Origin of the sequence: Virgisporangium aliadipatigenens, assembly GCF_016863615.1 — a bacterium.
Lineage (GTDB): Bacteria > Actinomycetota > Actinomycetes > Mycobacteriales > Micromonosporaceae > Virgisporangium > Virgisporangium aliadipatigenens.
Window position 1 is genome coordinate 37,186 of record NZ_BOPF01000033.1, and the last position, 14,886, is coordinate 52,071.

13 protein-coding genes are annotated in these 14,886 nt (G+C 73.0%); 8 read left to right on the plus strand and 5 right to left on the minus strand.

Annotated features, from left to right (window positions below):
• Positions 1 to 38: 38 nt before the first annotated feature.
• The 3 genes from Val02_RS34890 to Val02_RS34900 are packed head-to-tail and all read right to left on the minus strand — an operon-like array spanning position 39 to position 1,857.
• The gene (locus Val02_RS34890; protein WP_203903561.1) at positions 39 to 641 is read right to left on the minus strand and encodes an NUDIX domain-containing protein; all 603 of its coding nucleotides are present in this window, start codon (positions 639 to 641) and stop codon (positions 39 to 41) included.
• Entirely contained in the window at positions 638 to 1,066 is a 429-nt protein-coding gene (locus Val02_RS34895; RefSeq protein ID WP_203903562.1) for an NUDIX hydrolase N-terminal domain-containing protein, read from the minus strand. Before Val02_RS34895 ends, Val02_RS34890 begins: the two co-directional genes overlap by 4 nt.
• Positions 1,063 to 1,857: a DUF3152 domain-containing protein gene (locus Val02_RS34900; protein ID WP_203903563.1), complete on the minus strand. Its 795-nt coding sequence runs from the start codon at positions 1,855 to 1,857 to the stop codon at positions 1,063 to 1,065. The genes Val02_RS34895 and Val02_RS34900 overlap by 4 nt, the downstream gene beginning before the upstream one ends.
• 27 nt (positions 1,858 to 1,884) lie before the next feature.
• Between Val02_RS34900 and Val02_RS34905 the strand changes: the two genes are divergently transcribed.
• The 4 genes from Val02_RS34905 to Val02_RS34920 all read left to right on the plus strand — a co-directional run bounded on the left by Val02_RS34905 (position 1,885) and on the right by Val02_RS34920 (position 9,756).
• Positions 1,885 to 2,679 carry an LOG family protein gene (locus tag Val02_RS34905; RefSeq protein WP_203903564.1) on the plus strand — a complete coding sequence of 265 codons (795 nt, stop codon included), beginning with the start codon at positions 1,885 to 1,887 and terminating at the stop codon, positions 2,677 to 2,679.
• 1 nt (position 2,680) lies between these two features.
• Complete coding sequence (locus Val02_RS34910; RefSeq protein ID WP_203903565.1) at positions 2,681 to 3,229, plus strand: LOG family protein; 549 nt, start codon at positions 2,681 to 2,683, stop codon at positions 3,227 to 3,229.
• Positions 3,230 to 3,346: 117 nt separating this feature from the next.
• Entirely contained in the window at positions 3,347 to 6,484 is a 3,138-nt protein-coding gene (locus Val02_RS34915) for an ATP-dependent helicase (protein ID WP_203903566.1), read from the plus strand.
• Positions 6,481 to 9,756 (plus strand): ATP-dependent helicase, encoded by a 3,276-nt coding sequence (locus Val02_RS34920; RefSeq protein WP_203903567.1) that lies wholly within the window; start codon positions 6,481 to 6,483, stop codon positions 9,754 to 9,756. Before Val02_RS34915 ends, Val02_RS34920 begins: the two co-directional genes overlap by 4 nt.
• On the opposite strand, the gene Val02_RS34925 is transcribed toward Val02_RS34920, so the two are convergent.
• Positions 9,720 to 9,956 (minus strand): hypothetical protein, encoded by a 237-nt coding sequence (locus Val02_RS34925; RefSeq protein ID WP_203903568.1) that lies wholly within the window; start codon positions 9,954 to 9,956, stop codon positions 9,720 to 9,722. The two genes, Val02_RS34920 and Val02_RS34925, sit on opposite strands and share 37 nt — an antisense overlap.
• A 190-nt stretch (positions 9,957 to 10,146) precedes the next feature.
• Between Val02_RS34925 and Val02_RS34930 the strand changes: the two genes are divergently transcribed.
• The 4 genes from Val02_RS34930 to nudC are packed head-to-tail and all read left to right on the plus strand — an operon-like array spanning position 10,147 to position 14,645.
• A complete protein-coding gene (locus Val02_RS34930; protein ID WP_203903569.1) occupies positions 10,147 to 11,100 on the plus strand; it encodes a hypothetical protein in 954 nt (317 codons plus the stop codon).
• 31 nt (positions 11,101 to 11,131) lie between these two features.
• Positions 11,132 to 12,427: a M16 family metallopeptidase gene (locus tag Val02_RS34935; protein ID WP_203903570.1), complete on the plus strand. Its 1,296-nt coding sequence runs from the start codon at positions 11,132 to 11,134 to the stop codon at positions 12,425 to 12,427.
• Positions 12,427 to 13,746: a M16 family metallopeptidase gene (locus Val02_RS34940; RefSeq protein WP_203903571.1), complete on the plus strand. Its 1,320-nt coding sequence runs from the start codon at positions 12,427 to 12,429 to the stop codon at positions 13,744 to 13,746. Before Val02_RS34935 ends, Val02_RS34940 begins: the two co-directional genes overlap by 1 nt.
• Positions 13,743 to 14,645 carry an NAD(+) diphosphatase gene (gene nudC / locus Val02_RS34945; RefSeq protein ID WP_203903572.1) on the plus strand — a complete coding sequence of 301 codons (903 nt, stop codon included), beginning with the start codon at positions 13,743 to 13,745 and terminating at the stop codon, positions 14,643 to 14,645. The genes Val02_RS34940 and nudC overlap by 4 nt, the downstream gene beginning before the upstream one ends.
• Here nudC and Val02_RS34950 read toward each other — a convergent pair.
• A complete protein-coding gene (locus Val02_RS34950; RefSeq protein ID WP_203903573.1) occupies positions 14,617 to 14,847 on the minus strand; it encodes a mycoredoxin in 231 nt (76 codons plus the stop codon). The genes nudC and Val02_RS34950 overlap by 29 nt on opposite strands.
• Positions 14,848 to 14,886 lie beyond the last annotated feature (39 nt).

Below are 14,886 nucleotides of genomic sequence, written 5' to 3' on the forward strand. Positions count from 1 at the left end.
AACAGTGACCGAACGGATACCGCTCGTCATCAAAGGCCCTACGCGGGGTATAACGATCGTCCGGCCCGGCGGACGCGGTCCGCGAACGCCGCCGCGATTTTCGCCGGGTGGGCATGGAAGATCGTCAGAGGTTCCACCCCGTCGGGGGTGAACCAGCCGAACTCCAGCACCTCGGACGAGACGGCCGGTGTCCCGCTGACGATGCGGCAGGCGTAGTTCGCGACGATCGGCACCGAGGCGTGCGGCGCCCCGATGAGCCGGTTGTCGAAGACGCCGATGAGGTGCGTGGCCGCCACGACCAGGCCGCCCAGTTCCTCGCGCACCTCGCGAATTGCCGTGTCGACCAGGTTCTCGCCGACCTCACCGACCCCGCCGGGCAGCGCCCAGGTACCGTCGCCGGCCCGTTTGACCAGCAACAACCGGTCGGTGTCGTCGAAGATGGCGGCCTCGGCGCCGAGGGCTGGGGTGCGGATCCCCAGGTCCCGCGGCGGCGGGCCGGGCACCACCCGCCGGCCCTCAAGGGCGGCCGCGAGGGCGAGGACGCGACGGTACCGCTCGAGGTTGAACGGGTCGGTCGAGCCGGCCAGCCCGTCGAGGGCGGTGCGGCGCAGCCGGGCCGCGATTGCCGTGAGATCACTCACGCTGTCAGTAGATCAGCGATCTTCCGGTCGTCGTCCGGCAGGTCCGCCCCGGGTGCCCGCAGGACGAAGATCACAGTGTGCGGCTCGGTCCGTTCCGGCCGGTCGGCGTTGTCGAGCACGGTCGCCACCTCGCACGGGGTGCCGGCCAGCCGCAGGGCGGCGTCGGGCACGGACTCCGCGGGGCGCATCCAGTCCCGCAGGACGCTGCCGTCGGCGCGGAACACCGCGACCGCGGCGAGCGGCGTGCGCAGCGAGTCGGCGGCGAGCACCGCGGCCGCGTCGCCGGCCCCGAGCGCCGCGTACAGGTCGGCCGCCGCGTCCCGCAGCTCGGTCAGCAGGCGGGCGTCGAGCTCCGAGCACGGGTAGTAGAGGCCGTTCGCGGCCATCGCGCGGAGCTCTTCGGCCACCGCCAGGAGGTCGGTCAATCGGACCCCACCGGGCCGGTGACGAGCGTCTTGCCGTCGGGGTAGGGCCACGGGTTGCGCACGCAGCCCTCCAGGCCGTACGTCTGGGTCTGCATCACCGGGGCCAGGCCACCGGGGCGCGGGCAGCGCACGTGCCCGTTCCCGAGAAAATGCCCGACCTCGTGGTTGACCACCATGGCACGGTACTCGTCGCGCGCGTCGGCGTACCACGGGACGGCGAGTTGCCACCGGGCCAGGTTGATCACGATGGTGCGCCCGCCGCGGCAGGAGACCTCGCCCTTGGTCTGCACGCCGACGCCGCTGCAGAGCTTGTCCGTCGTGGCCGGGGTGGCGAGGTGGATCGTGAGGTCCGACGGGTCGGCGGCCACCCGGCGGAATCCCACGTTGCCCTTCGCGATCCAGCTGCGGCGCTCGGCGAGGATGCGTTCCACCGCCTGGGCGAACTCCTCGGGCGCGACGCCGCTGGTCTCCTCGACCGCGATCCGGTAGCGCCAGATCCGGCCGGCGCCGACCGGTGCGCTGTCGGTGCGCACGTACTCGAAGCGCTGCGGCCCGGAGTAGGGCACGTGCGGCGGGCTCGGTGCGACCGGCGACGCGGCCGGGGACTGCACGCCGAACGCGGGCTCGGCGGGCGGCGCCGACGGCTGCGGCGCGGAAAGCCCCGGCGCGGCAGATCCGGGCATGCGGGTCGTGAAGACGTATCCGAGGAGAAGAAGACCGGCCACGACGAAGAGTGATGCGCGGAAGAACTTCACGAACTGGCGACGGCGCCGCGTCGCGAACTGTTGCACGAGGAGGACCGGCTACCGTGAGCGGTTATGACCAAGTCGACCTCGGAGCGCCGCCGGGGCCCGGTGACGCTACGTCATGAAGCGATTCCGCCGAGCACCGCCGACCAGAAACTGCTCGACTCGCGGGCCCGCAGCGACTGGAAGACCCGCGACGCGTGGCGGGCGCTGCGGATCCTGTCCGAGTTCGTCGAGGGTTTCGAGACCCTCTCCGAGCTGCCGCCGGCGGTCAGCGTTTTCGGCTCGGCGCGGTTCAAGCCCGGCTCGGCCCATTACGACCTGGGGGAACGGGTCGGAGCCGCGCTGGCGCGCGCCGGCTACGCCGTGATCACCGGCGGCGGACCCGGCGTGATGGAAGCGGCCAACAAGGGCGCGTCCGACGCGGGCGGCGTCTCGGTGGGCCTGGGGATCGAGCTGCCGTTCGAGCAGAGCCTCAACGAGTGGGTGGACCTGGGCATCGACTTCCGCTACTTCTTCGCCCGCAAGACGATGTTCGTCAAGTACGCGAACGGCTTCGTCGTGCTGCCCGGCGGCTTCGGCACGATGGACGAGCTGTTCGAGGCGTTGACGCTGGTGCAGACGAAGAAGGTCACCCGCTTCCCCGTGGTGCTGATGGGCAGGGCGTACTGGTCCGGCCTCATCGAGTGGATGCGCGGCACCATGGCCGCCGAGAGCGCGATCGGCCCGAACGACCTGGACCTGATGCTGATCACCGACGACGTCGACGAGGCGGTGCAGTACATCCGCACGGCCGACTCCGAGCTGCACGGGCTGCCCGCCGAACAGGCCGCCCAGCAGGCGGCCGCCGAGGAGGCGGGCAGCTGACGTGGCCGCGATCTGCGTGTTCTGCGCCTCGTCGCGCACTCTCGACCAGAAGTGGCTGGACCTGGCGGCCGAGACCGGCACCGAGCTGGGCCGGCGCGGCCACTCCCTGGTCTCCGGCGGCGGGATCGTCGGCATGATGGGCGTCGTCGCCGAGGCCGCGCGGGCGGCGGGTGCGCACACGCTCGGCGTGATCCCGCAGGCGCTGGTCGACCTGGAGATCGCCGACCGGGCCTCGGACGAACTGGTGATCACCGCCGACATGTTCGCCCGCAAGACGGTCATGATCGAGAAGGCGGACGCGTTCATCACGCTGCCCGGTGGGCTGGGCACGCTGGACGAGCTGTTCGAGGTGTGGACCACCGCGATGCTCGGAATGCACGCCAAGCCGGTCGTGTTGATCGACTCCGACGGGTTCTACTCCGGGCTGGTCGAGTGGCTGAGCGGGCTCACTTCCCACCGCTTCGTCCGCGACGCGGCCCTCTCGCAGCTGATCGTGGTGCCCGACGTGGCGTCCGCGCTGGACGCGATCGAGAGGAGCGTGCCGAGCTGAACGTCCCCCCGCCCACACGTCCGCCGAAGCGGCGGTGAGGTTACCGGGATTCGACGCACCACCGTTCGGGTGTCAGGGGGCCGGACACCCGCGCGACGCTCCGTCGAAGGACCACGCGTGACCGCCTACCGGCTGGTGCGCTCCGCCGCGCCCGCCGCGCCGCCGCTCGCCCTCGACGAGGTGCAACGGGCCGTCACGGAGCACGCCGCGGGGCCGCTGCTGGTGCTCGGCGCGCCCGGTACGGGGAAGACGTCCACGCTCGTCGAGGCGGTGGCCGCCCGGGTCGAGGCCGGTGCCGCGCCGGACTCGGTGCTGGTGCTGACGTTCGGGCGGCGGGGTGCGCGCCGGCTGCGGGACCGGATCGGGGCGCGGCTGTCCCGGGTCGGCGGCGAGCCGGTCGTGCGGACGTTCCACGGGTACGCGTTCGGGCTGTTGCGGCTGGCCGCCGCCGCGGTCGGGGATCCACCGCCGCGCCTGCTGACCGGTCCCGAGCAGGATCTTGTCATCCGGGAACTGCTGGCCGACGACGACTCCGGCTGGCCGGACGGGCTGCGGCCGGCGTTGCACACGCGGGCGTTCGCGGAGGAGCTGCGGGACCTGCTGCTGCGCGCCGCCGAACGGGGCATCGGCCCGGCCGCGCTGGCCCGGCTCGGCGAGGCGCACCGGCGGCCGGACTGGCTGGCGGCGGCCCGCTTCTACAGCCGGTACACGGAGGTGCTGGCGCTGCGCGACCTGACGGCGCGGGCCGGGACGGCGTTCGACTACGCCGAACTGATCCGCGCTGCCGTGTCGCACCTGCGGGCCGATCCCGAGCTGCTGGCCGGACACCGCCGCTCGCTGCGGCACGTCTACGTGGACGAGCTGCACGACACCGACCCGGCGCAGATCGAACTTCTGTCCACAGTGGCCGGTCAGGGCGGGCACCTGGTGGCGTTCGCCGATCCGGACTCCTCCACGTTCGGCTTCCGGGGCGCGGATCCCTCGATCGTGAACCGCTTCCCGGAGGAGTTCCGCACGGTGGCCGGTGGTGCGGCGCCGACGCTGCGGCTGCCGATGGCCTACCGGGGCGGCACGCGCCTTCGGGAGGCCGCGCTGCGGGTCTCCGCGCGGCTCGGCGGCCCGTCCCGGCACCGGTTCGTCGCGACGCCGCCCGACACCGACCCGGGAACGGTCGACGTGCGCACGTTCCGCTCCGCGACGAGCGAGGCGACGTTCGTCGCGCACCGGCTGCGCGAGTACCACCTCCTGAACGGCGTGCCGTGGTCGCGGATGGCGGTGCTGGTGCGTTCCACGCTGTTGCAGCTGGCCCCGTTGCAGCGGGCGCTGCAGCAGGCCGGCGTGCCGACGGTGACCCGTTCGGACCTGTTGCCGCTGCAGGCGCACCCGGCGGTGGCGCCGCTGCTGCTCCTGCTGCGCTGCGCGCTGGAGCCGGAACGCCTCGACGAGGACGCCGCGGTGGCCCTGCTGCACTCGCCGCTCGGCGGCGCCGACCCGCTGGCCGAACGCCGCCTGCGCCAGGGGCTGCGCGCGCTCGCGCTGGCGGCCGGCGACCGGCGCCCCTCGGGCGTGCTCGTCGTGGAGGCGCTGCGCGACCCGACGGAACTGGCGGCCGTCGAACGCCGCTGGGCCCGACCCGCCAGATCGGTGGGCACCCTGCTGGCGTTGGCGCGCACCGAGGCCGCCAAGCCGGAGTCCACTGTGGAGGATGTCCTCTGGGCGGTGTGGAACGCCAGCGGCCTGGCCGGCCGGTGGGCCAACCTGTCCGAGAAGGGCGGTCCCCGGGGCGAGGCCGCCGACCGGGACCTCGACGCGGTGGTGGCCCTGTTCGACACCGCGGCCCGCTTCGTCGACCGGCTGCCGGGCGCCCGCACCGAGGTCTTCCTGGATCACGTCTTCGGCCAGGAACTGCCGAGCGACGCGATGGCGCCGGTGGCCGACCGCGGCGACGCGGTGCGCATCCTGACGGCGCACGCCGCCAAGGGTCTGGAGTGGGACGTGGTGGCCGTCGCCGGTGTGCAGGAGGGGCTCTGGCCGGACCTGCGGCTGCGCGGCAGCGTGCTCGGCTCCGAGCTGCTGGTCGACCTGGCGGCCGGCCGCGAACTGGGCCTCGTCGGCCGGATCGCCGCGACCCTGGACGAGGAGCGGCGGCTGTTCCACGTGGCGGCGACCCGGGCGCGTCGGGCGCTGCTGATGACGGCCGTCTCCTCGGGCGACGGCGAGGAGCAGCCCAGCCGGTTCCTGCACGAACTGGACCCGGACGCGGAGGTCGAGGCGCCGACGACCGCCCTGCCGCGCGGCATGACGCTGCCCGGCCTGGTGGCCGAACTGCGCACCGTGCTGGCCGACTCCCAGGCGGGCGAGGCCCGGAAACGGGACGCCGCGCGGATGCTGGCCGAACTGGCGGCCGCGAACGTGCCCGGCGCCGACCCGGACGACTGGTGGGGCCTGCGCGAACTCTCCGACGAACGGCCGCTCGTCGACGAGGGCGAGCCGGTGACCGTCACTCCGTCCACAGTGGACAGCGTGCGCAGGTGTTCGCTGCGCTGGCTCCTCGAACGCCACGGCGGCGGCACCCGCCCCTCACCGGAGCAGGGCATCGGCAACCTCGTGCACGCCGCGGCGATGCTGGCCGGCGACGCCGGTGCCGACCGCGCGGCCCTCGTCTCCTACGTGGCCGAACGCTTCGACGCCATCGAACTGAGCGCCCGCTGGCTCGCCGGCCGGGAACGCGACCGCGCCGAGGGCATGCTCGACAAGCTCGTCAGCTGGCTCGCCGGGAACCCGAGACGGCTCATCGCCATCGAGCAGGACTTCCTGGTGCAGCTGACCGACCCGGACGGCCCCGTGGAGATCAAGGGCCGGGTCGACCGCCTCGAACTGGACGAGCAGGGCCGCCTCGTCGTGGTGGACCTGAAGACCGGCAAGAGCGCCCCGGTCAACGCCGATGTGGCCGAACATCCACAGCTCGCGGCCTACCAGGCGGCCGTGGCGGCGGGGGCGTTCGAGGAGTCGACGGAGGCCGGTGGGGCGTCCCTCGTGCAGCTCGGCACCACCAACACCACCGCGCGCGAGCAGGTGCAGCCGCCGCCGCACGAGACGACCGACCCCAACTGGGCCGTCAACCTGGTCAAGGGCGCGGCGCGGGCGATGGCGAACTCGACGTTCGAGGCGGTGGCGAACAACAAGTGCCGCGCCTGCCCGGTGCGCAACGCGTGCCCGGTGAGCGGCCGCGGCCGGCAGGTGACCGACCTATGACTTTGTTCGAGGTCGGTCAGGCGCCGCGGGTGCAGCCCCGGATGGGGCCCCGCTACACGCCCGTCGAGCTGGCCAAGCTCCTCGAACTCGTGGCGCCCACGCCGCAACAGGCCGAGGTGATCGCCGCTCCGGTCGCGCCGCTGCTCGTCGTCGCCGGTGCCGGATCGGGAAAGACGGAGACGATGGCGGCCCGCGTGCTGTGGCTCGTCGCCAACAACCACGTGCGCCCCGAGCAGATCCTCGGGCTGACGTTCACCCGGAAGGCGGCGGGGGAACTCGCGCACCGCATCCGGGCGCGACTGGCGCAACTGGTCCGCAAGCTCGGCCGGGACGACCTCCTCGCGGGAGAGCCCGCGGTCGCGACCTACCACTCCTACGCGGCGCGGGTCGTGCGCGAGCACGGCGTGCGCGCCGGCTACGAACCGGCCACCCGGCTGCTCACCGAGGCGGCCTGCTGGCAGCTCGCCGACTCGGTCGTGCGCACCTACGACGGCGACATGACGGCGGTGTCGGCGGCACCGTCCACAGTGGTCGATGCCGTGTTGCGCCTCGCCGGGGACATGGCCGAGCACCTCGTCTCCGCCGACGACGTGGCCGCCTGGACCGGCCGCTTCCACGCGAGCGTCAACGCGATCCCGGGTTCGCGGATCCCGGCCGACGTGCGCAAGATGCTGGACCGGCAGCGGGCCCGGCTCCAGCTGCTGCCGCTGGTGCGCCGTTACGCCGAGCGCAAGGCCGCGTTGGAGGCGATGGACTTCGGGGACCAGTTGGCCCGCGCGGCAACGGTTTCGGTCCGCCACCGCGAGGTGGGTCTGGTCGAACGGGACCGCTACCGCGTCGTGCTCCTCGACGAGTACCAGGACACCAGCCACGCGCAGGTGACCCTGCTGCGCGCGCTCTTCGGCGACGGGCATCCGGTGACGGCCGTCGGCGACCCGTGCCAGTCCATCTACGGGTGGCGCGGCGCGTCGGCCGGCACGCTCACCCGCTTCCCGGAGGAGTTCCCGCAGCGCGACGGCGCACCGGCGCGGGAACTGTCGCTGACGACCAGTTGGCGCAACCGCCCCGAGATCCTCGACGTGGCCAACGCCCTGTCCCGCCCGCTGCGCGCACACGGCGCCCGCGTCGCCGAACTGGCACCCGCCGACCGGCTCGCCCCGATGGCGTCCACCGCCACGGTCCACTGTGGACTGTTCGAGTCCTATGTGGACGAGGCCCGGTGGCAGGCCGAACGGATCGCCGCCGCGTGGAGCCACAGCGCGGGCCAGCCCGACGCGCTCCCGTGGGAGATCGCGGTCGACAAGCGGCCCACGACGGCCGTGCTGGTGCGGGTTCGGGCGCAGATCCCGGCCATCGAGGCGGCTCTGCGCGCCGTCGGGCTGCCGGTCGAGGTGGTGGGCCTCGGCGGGCTGCTGGACACCCCGGAGGTCCGCGACGTCGTCAGCACCCTGCGCGTGCTGGCCGACCCGGTGGAGGGGGCCGCGCTGCTGCGCCTCATGACCGGACCGCGCTGGCGGATCGGCCCGCGCGACCTGGTGGCCCTGTACCGGCGCGCGCGTTCGCTGGCCGTCGAGCGCCGCATCGCCACCGAGGAGGAGTTCGAACTCGCCGACGCCCTCGACGAGGCCGTGCTGGTGGAGGCGCTGGACAACCTGGGCCTGCCGGAGCGCTACTCGGCGGAGGGGTACCGCCGCTTCGCGGCGCTGCGCGACGAGCTGCGCGCCCTGCGCCGCCGGCTCGACCAGCCGCTGCCGGACCTGCTCGCCGACGTCGAACGCACCATCGGGCTCGACGTCGAGGTGGCCGTCCGGCCGGGCGACGCCGGGCTCGCGCGGGCGCACCTCGACGCGTTGGGCGACATCGCGGCGCGCTTCGCCACCGAGTCCGAGGGGCCGACGCTGTCGGCGTTCCTGGCGTATCTGGCCGCTGCCGAGGCGGAGGAACGCGGGCTGGCTCCCGGCGACGTCGAGGTGGTCGAGGGGGCCGTGCAGATCCTCACCGCACACGCCGCCAAGGGGCTGGAGTGGGACATCGTCGCCGTCGCGGGACTGACCGACGACGTGTGGCCCGGCCGGACCATCGCCTCGGATCACTGGCTGCAGGGGCTGGGCGTGTTGCCGTTCCCGCTGCGCGGCGACCGTTCCGGCCTGCCCGCGCTGGAACTGGCGCAGGTCGCCGACCAGAAGGGCGTCGCCAAGGCCCTCAAGGACTTCACCGAGGCCTGGCGCGCGCACGACGTTCGCGAGGAACGCCGCCTCGCCTACGTGGGCGTCACCCGCCCGCGCCGCCTGCTGCTCTGCTCCGGCTACTGGTGGGGCGAGGGCGTCAAGTCGCGCCGCGGCCCGTCGATCTTCCTCGACGAGATCCGGGAACGCTGTGCGGCCGGCGCGGGCACGGTCGACGCGTGGGCCCCCGACCCCGGGCCGGACGCGGAGAACCCCACGCTCACGCACCTGCCCCGGGCGAGCTGGCCCGGCGACCCGCTCGGCGATCGCCGCCCGACGCTCGCCGACGCGGCCGCGCTGGTGCGTTCCCCGCAGGAGGGTGAGCCGGGGGAGGACTACCACCGCTGGGCACGCGAAGCGGCGCTGCTGCTCGCCGAGCGCACGTCGGCCGAGCCGTCAGCGGATGTCGTTCTCCCGGATCACCTGTCGGTGTCGCAGCTGGTGCTGCTGCGCCGCGAACCGGCGACGCTGGCCCGGCGGCTGCGTCGCCCGATGCCGTCGCGGCCGGACCCGTACGCGCGGCGCGGCACGGCGTTCCACCGCTGGATCGAGGAGCGCTACGGCGCGACCCGCCTCCTCGACCTGGACGAGTTGCCCGGCGCCGAGGACGAGGACGCCGCCGGCGACCGGGCGCTCAAGGAACTGCAGGAGGCGTTTCTCGCCTCGGAGTGGGCGGACCGGACGCCGACGGCGGTGGAGGTGCCGTTCAGCGCGACGGTCGCCGGGGTGGTGCTGCGGGGCAGGATGGACGCGGTCTTCGACGCCCCCGGGGGAGGGTTCGAGGTCGTCGACTGGAAGACCGGCGCCCAGCCCGCTCCGGGTCGGGCCGCCGACGCGGCGGCGGTGCAGCTCGCGGCGTACCGGCTGGCGTGGGCGGCCCTGGCCGGCGTCCCGGTGGAACGGGTCGGCGCGGCGTTCGCATACATCAGGGAGGGCGTGACGGTGCGCCCCGCGGACCTGCTCGACGAGGCGGGCCTGATCGATCTGATCACCCGCATCCCGCACCAGGGTCACCAGGCGGCGACCTCGACGTCGGACTCGCCGTAGACCCAGTTGCCCTCGCTGTCCTGGGCGTACGTCTCGGCGTGCGCCTCGGCCTCGTAGGCGTCCACGGTGCCGTCGTTGTCGAAGTCGTAGGCCGTGGCGTCGACCTCGACGGTCTGCACGAAGACGTTGCCGTACTCGTCGGCGACGACGGTCTGCTCCTCGTAGGAGACGTCGTACTCGGTGCCGGTGGTCTCGCTCATTGTTCTTTCTCCTGTGTTCTCGCTGTTGTGCGGTGCGAGATGAACAGTATTTCCGGCCCCGGACGAAGGAATCCCAAGATCGTGCCGGTGACGGCCATCGATTCGACGGTCGGCCCCGCACCTGAGAAAGCTGCCAGGAGCACCCTCACCCCTCCGGCGTCGGGCGTTCGGCTGGCACACTGGACCCGTTATGGCTGATCAACCGTCCCCGTGGTCGAGCGCCGACACGGTCATCGAGGTGGCTCCCGTGCCGTCGCCCGTCGAGGCGACCCCGGTGGTGACGCCGCAGCGGACCGCGTCCACGGGTCCGGCCCGCGCGGGCGCGGTGACCAGGCCGGTCGACCTGCCGCCACCGCCGCCGCCGGACGTGCTCGCCTTCGGCGCCGACGACGACCCGGTCAAGCGCAACAAGCTGCTCATGCGCTGGTTCGGCGGGGCGGCCGCGCTGGTCGTGCTGATCGGCGTCATCGCGACCCTGGCGATGGTGCTCGGCTCGGGCGGCACCGCCGTGCCGGACCTGTTCGGCGACAAGGCCGACGCGCCCCCGGACACGCGGCCCGACCTCGTGAAGAACTGCCCCGTCCCCTCCGCCTACCCGGAGCCGCAGGCCGCCCCGCCGCCGGAGCCCGGCCCGCGCACCGTCGACGGCGACTCCGGCGTCTCCTACAAGGCGTTCGGGGAGCCGTGGATCCCGTGGGACACCACGTGGACCGGCGGCACGCTCAAGGTCGACTACTCGGTGGGCCAGCACTTCGTGACCGAGGTCTACAGCGGCGGCACCTACCACGCCTCGATCCTGTCGGCGAGCGTGCCGGCCACCAACAACGACGCGCTCGTCGTGGACCTCAAGTGCACCGGCCGTCAGATCGCCGCCGACGTGCGGCAGCAGTACTACCCCAACCCCAACCGGCTGGAGCAGATCGACGAGCGGGAGACCCGGCTCGGCGGCCGGCCGGCCTGGGTGTCCATCTTCCGGCTGCACTTCAACCGGCAGGGTCTCAGCGCCAAGAGCGAGCTCGTCGGGCTCGCGTTGATCGACGTCGGCCGGCCCAACGCCGCCATCGTGTACGTCTCCATCCCCGACACGCACCGGCAGTTCGACGGCGTCGTCAACGAGGTGTTCGACTCGGTGCGGGCGGTCTGAAGGATCCCGTCGATCAGCTAGGGTCGACACTGTGCTTCCGGTGATCCGCCATCCTGTCGAACGGTTCACGCTGCCGAACGGCCTGCGTGTGGTCCTGACCCCCGACCCCAGCGCACCGGTTGTCGGTGTGGCCGTCGTGTACGACGTCGGCATCCGTTCCGAGCCGCAGGGGCGCACCGGGTTCGCGCACCTCTTCGAGCATCTGATGTTCCAGGGGTCGACCAACCTCGAGAAGCTCGCCCACTTCCGGCACGTGCAGGGCAGCGGCGGGACGTTCAACGGGTCGACCCACTTCGACTACACCGACTATTACGAGTCGCTGCCGGCCAACGCCCTGGAGCGCGCGCTCTTCCTGGAGGCCGACCGCATGCGCGGCCCCCGCCTGACCGAGGAAAACCTGCGCAACCAGGTGGACGTGGTCAAGGAGGAGATCCGGGTCAACGTGCTCAACCGGCCCTACGGCGGCTTCCCGTGGCTGAAGCTGCCGCCGGTCATGTTCGACACGTATCCCAACGCGCACGACGGGTACGGCTCGTTCGAGGACCTCGAATCGGCGACGGTCGACGACGCGGCGGACTTCTTCGACAAGTACTACGCGGTCGACAACGCGGTGCTGGCGGTGGCCGGCGACTTCACCGTCGAGACGGCCCGCGCCTTGGTCGAACGCCACTTCAGCGACGTTCCCGCGCGCCGGGCCCCGCAGCGGCCGGACTTCGCCGAGCCCGACCTGACCAGTGAGCGCCGCGAGAGCTACGTCGACCGGCTGGCCCCGCTGCCCGCGGTGGCGAGCGCCTGGCGGGTCCCCAACCCGATCACCGATCTCGAGGGCTACCTGCCCTTCGTGGTGCTCGCCGAGGTGCTCACCGACGGGGACGCCTCCCGCCTGGTCGAGCGGCTGGTGCTGCGCGACCGCGCCGTCACCAGCGTCGGCGGGTACATCGGCTTCATGGGCGAACCGTTCGCGGTCCGCGACCCCACGGCGATGCTGCTCCAGGCGCACCTGCCCCCGGGCGGCGACGTCGACAAGGTGCTGCGCACCATCGACGAGGAGAACGCTCGCATCGCGAGCGACGGGCTGGCCCCGGGCGAGTTGGCCCGCACCCAGGCCCGGATGGCCACGCACCTGCTGCGCGACACCGACTCGGTGCTCGGCCGGGCGTTGCAGATGGCCGTGCTGGAGGTGCAACGCGGCGCGCCGGAGCTGCTCGCCGAGCTGCCCCGGCTGCTGAGCGAGGTCACGGAGGAGCAGGTGACGGCGGCCGCCGCGACCCTCGTGCCCGAACGCCGGGCCACGGTCGAGGTCATCGCGGAGGGTGGGAACAACTAATGTCGATCACCACGTTGCCGGACCTCGGTCCGGTGCGGGAGCTGACGCTGCCGTCCACTGTGGAGCGCACGCTCGCCAACGGGTTGACCGTCATGGCGATCCGGCGCTCGTCGGTGCCGCTGTTCGAGCTCCGGCTGCGGGTGCCGTTCGCCCGGGCGGACCTGGCGCAGAGCGCCGTCCTGACCCAGACCCTTTTCTCGGGAACGGCCGATCGCACCACAGTCGACATCGCGGCCGCGCTGCAGTCCGTCGGCGGCGGCCTCTCGGCGGGAGCCGACCCGGACCGGCTGCTCGTGTCCGGCAACGCGCTCGTCACCGGGCTCGACGAGCTGCTGGGCCTGCTCGCCGAGGTGCTGACCGGGGCGACCTACCCGGACGAGGAGGTCTCGACGGAGCGTTCGCGCCTGGCGGACCGGATCCGGGTGGCCAACAGTCAGCCCTCACACCTGGCGCGCAAGGCCCTGCTGCGGCGCATCTACGGCGAACACCCGTACGCGCTGCAGACGCCGGAGGCGGACGCCGTTCTGGCGGTGGAGTCGGCCGGGCTCAACGAGTTGCACGCCGCCCGGGTCCAGCCCGCGGGCGGCACGCTCGTGCTCGTCGGCGACCTCGACCCCGAGGAGGCCATCGCCGCCGCCGAACGCGCCCTCGCCGGCTGGACCGGTGACGGCAAGGAGGTCGACCTGCCGGCCGTGCCGGAGATCGGCCCGGGGCCGCTGACCCTGGTGGACCGCCCGGGCTCGGTGCAGAGTTCGCTGCGGATGGCGCTGGGAGCGGTGCCCCGCACGCATCCCGACCACGCGCTGCTCCAACTGGCCAACCTCATCTTCGGCGGCTACTTCTCCTCCCGCTGGGTCGAGAACATCCGCGAGGACAAGGGCTACACGTACGGGCCGCACTCGATGATCGAGCACTCGGTCGCCGGTTCCACGGTCACCGTGGCCGCCGAGGTGGCGACCGAGGTGACCGCGCCCGCACTCCTGGAGACGGTGTACGAGCTGGGCCGGCTGGCGACGGTTCCGCCCGGCGAGGACGAACTGACCCAGGCCCGTCAGTACGCGCTCGGCACGCTGCAACTGGGCCTGTCCACGCAGGCCGGGCTGGCGGGGCTGGCGAGCACGTACGCCGGCTTCGGGCTGCGGCTGGACTACCTGGCCACGCACGCCGCTCGGCTGGCGGCCGCCACGGTCGACGACGTCGCCCGGGTGGCGGCCGAGTATCTCGCCCCGTCCCGCGCGGCGACGGTCGTGCTCGGCGACGCGGCCGTCGTCGAGAAGTCGTTGGGGACGCTCATGCCGGTGACCCGCGTTCAGCCATGACCACCACTCCCGGGGTTCCGCCGCTGGCGCGGGGGCTGCTCGACCGGGCGGCCCACCGGCGCACCGACGCCGACTGGCAACGCGACGCGTGGGCCAAGGGGCGCGTGCTCGTCGTGCACAAGGGGCGGGCGCTGGTGCGGGACGGTTCGCTCGTGCTGCTGGCCGCCGAGAGCGCGCCCGAGGGCGACCGGCTCTTCCTCGGCGTCGACGCGGAGGAGACGCCCTACTTCGCCGTCCTCGCCGAGCTGCCCGAGGTCGAGGGTGCGCACGCGCAGGATCTCCGTCAGGCGGGCACCGGCCTCGACGAGCGGGACGCGGGGCTGCTCATCACCGCGGTGGCGTTGGCGAGCTGGCACCACCGCCACGCGTTCTCCGCGAAATCGGGACTGGCCACGACCGCCGGTGAGGCCGGCTGGACCAGGGTGACCGACGACGGCGAGACGTCCTGGCCGCGCACGGACCCGGCCGTGATCGTGCTGATCCACGACGGTGTCGACGGCCCGGAGGGGCGCTGCCTGCTCGGGCACAACGCCACCTGGACCATGCCCGGCTGGGAGAACCGCTACTCGTGCCTGGCGGGCTTCGTCGAACCGGGCGAGTCGGCCGAGGCCACGGTGATCCGTGAGGTCGGCGAGGAGGTCGGGGTGGACGTGACCGACCTGCGCTACATCGCCAGCCAGCCGTGGCCGTTCCCGGGTTCGCTGATGCTCGGCTTCTTCGCCCGCGCCGACCCGAACGCCGAACTGCACCCGGATCCGGCCGAGATCTCGCACGCGCGCTGGTTCACCCGGGCCGAGATCGGTGCGGCGCTAACTGAGCAGACCGAGGAGTTCGGCCTGCCCAGTGCGGTGTCGATCGCCCACTACCTGATCACGCGGTGGCACTCAGGGCAGCCGTGAGCTGCTGCAGCGTGGGATTGGTGAAGGCCCGCCCGTCGGGCAGGCGCACGGTCGGCACGGTCTGGTTTCCCCCGTTGACCCCCTCGACGAACTTCGTCGCCTCGGGGTCGTCGGTGATGTCGATCTCCTGGTACGGGATACCGGCGCGATCGAGCTGGCCCTTGAGCCGGCGGCAGTAGCCGCACCACGGAGTCGAGTACATGACCAACGGCTGAGTTTCCACGGTGGGTAAAACGTCGGA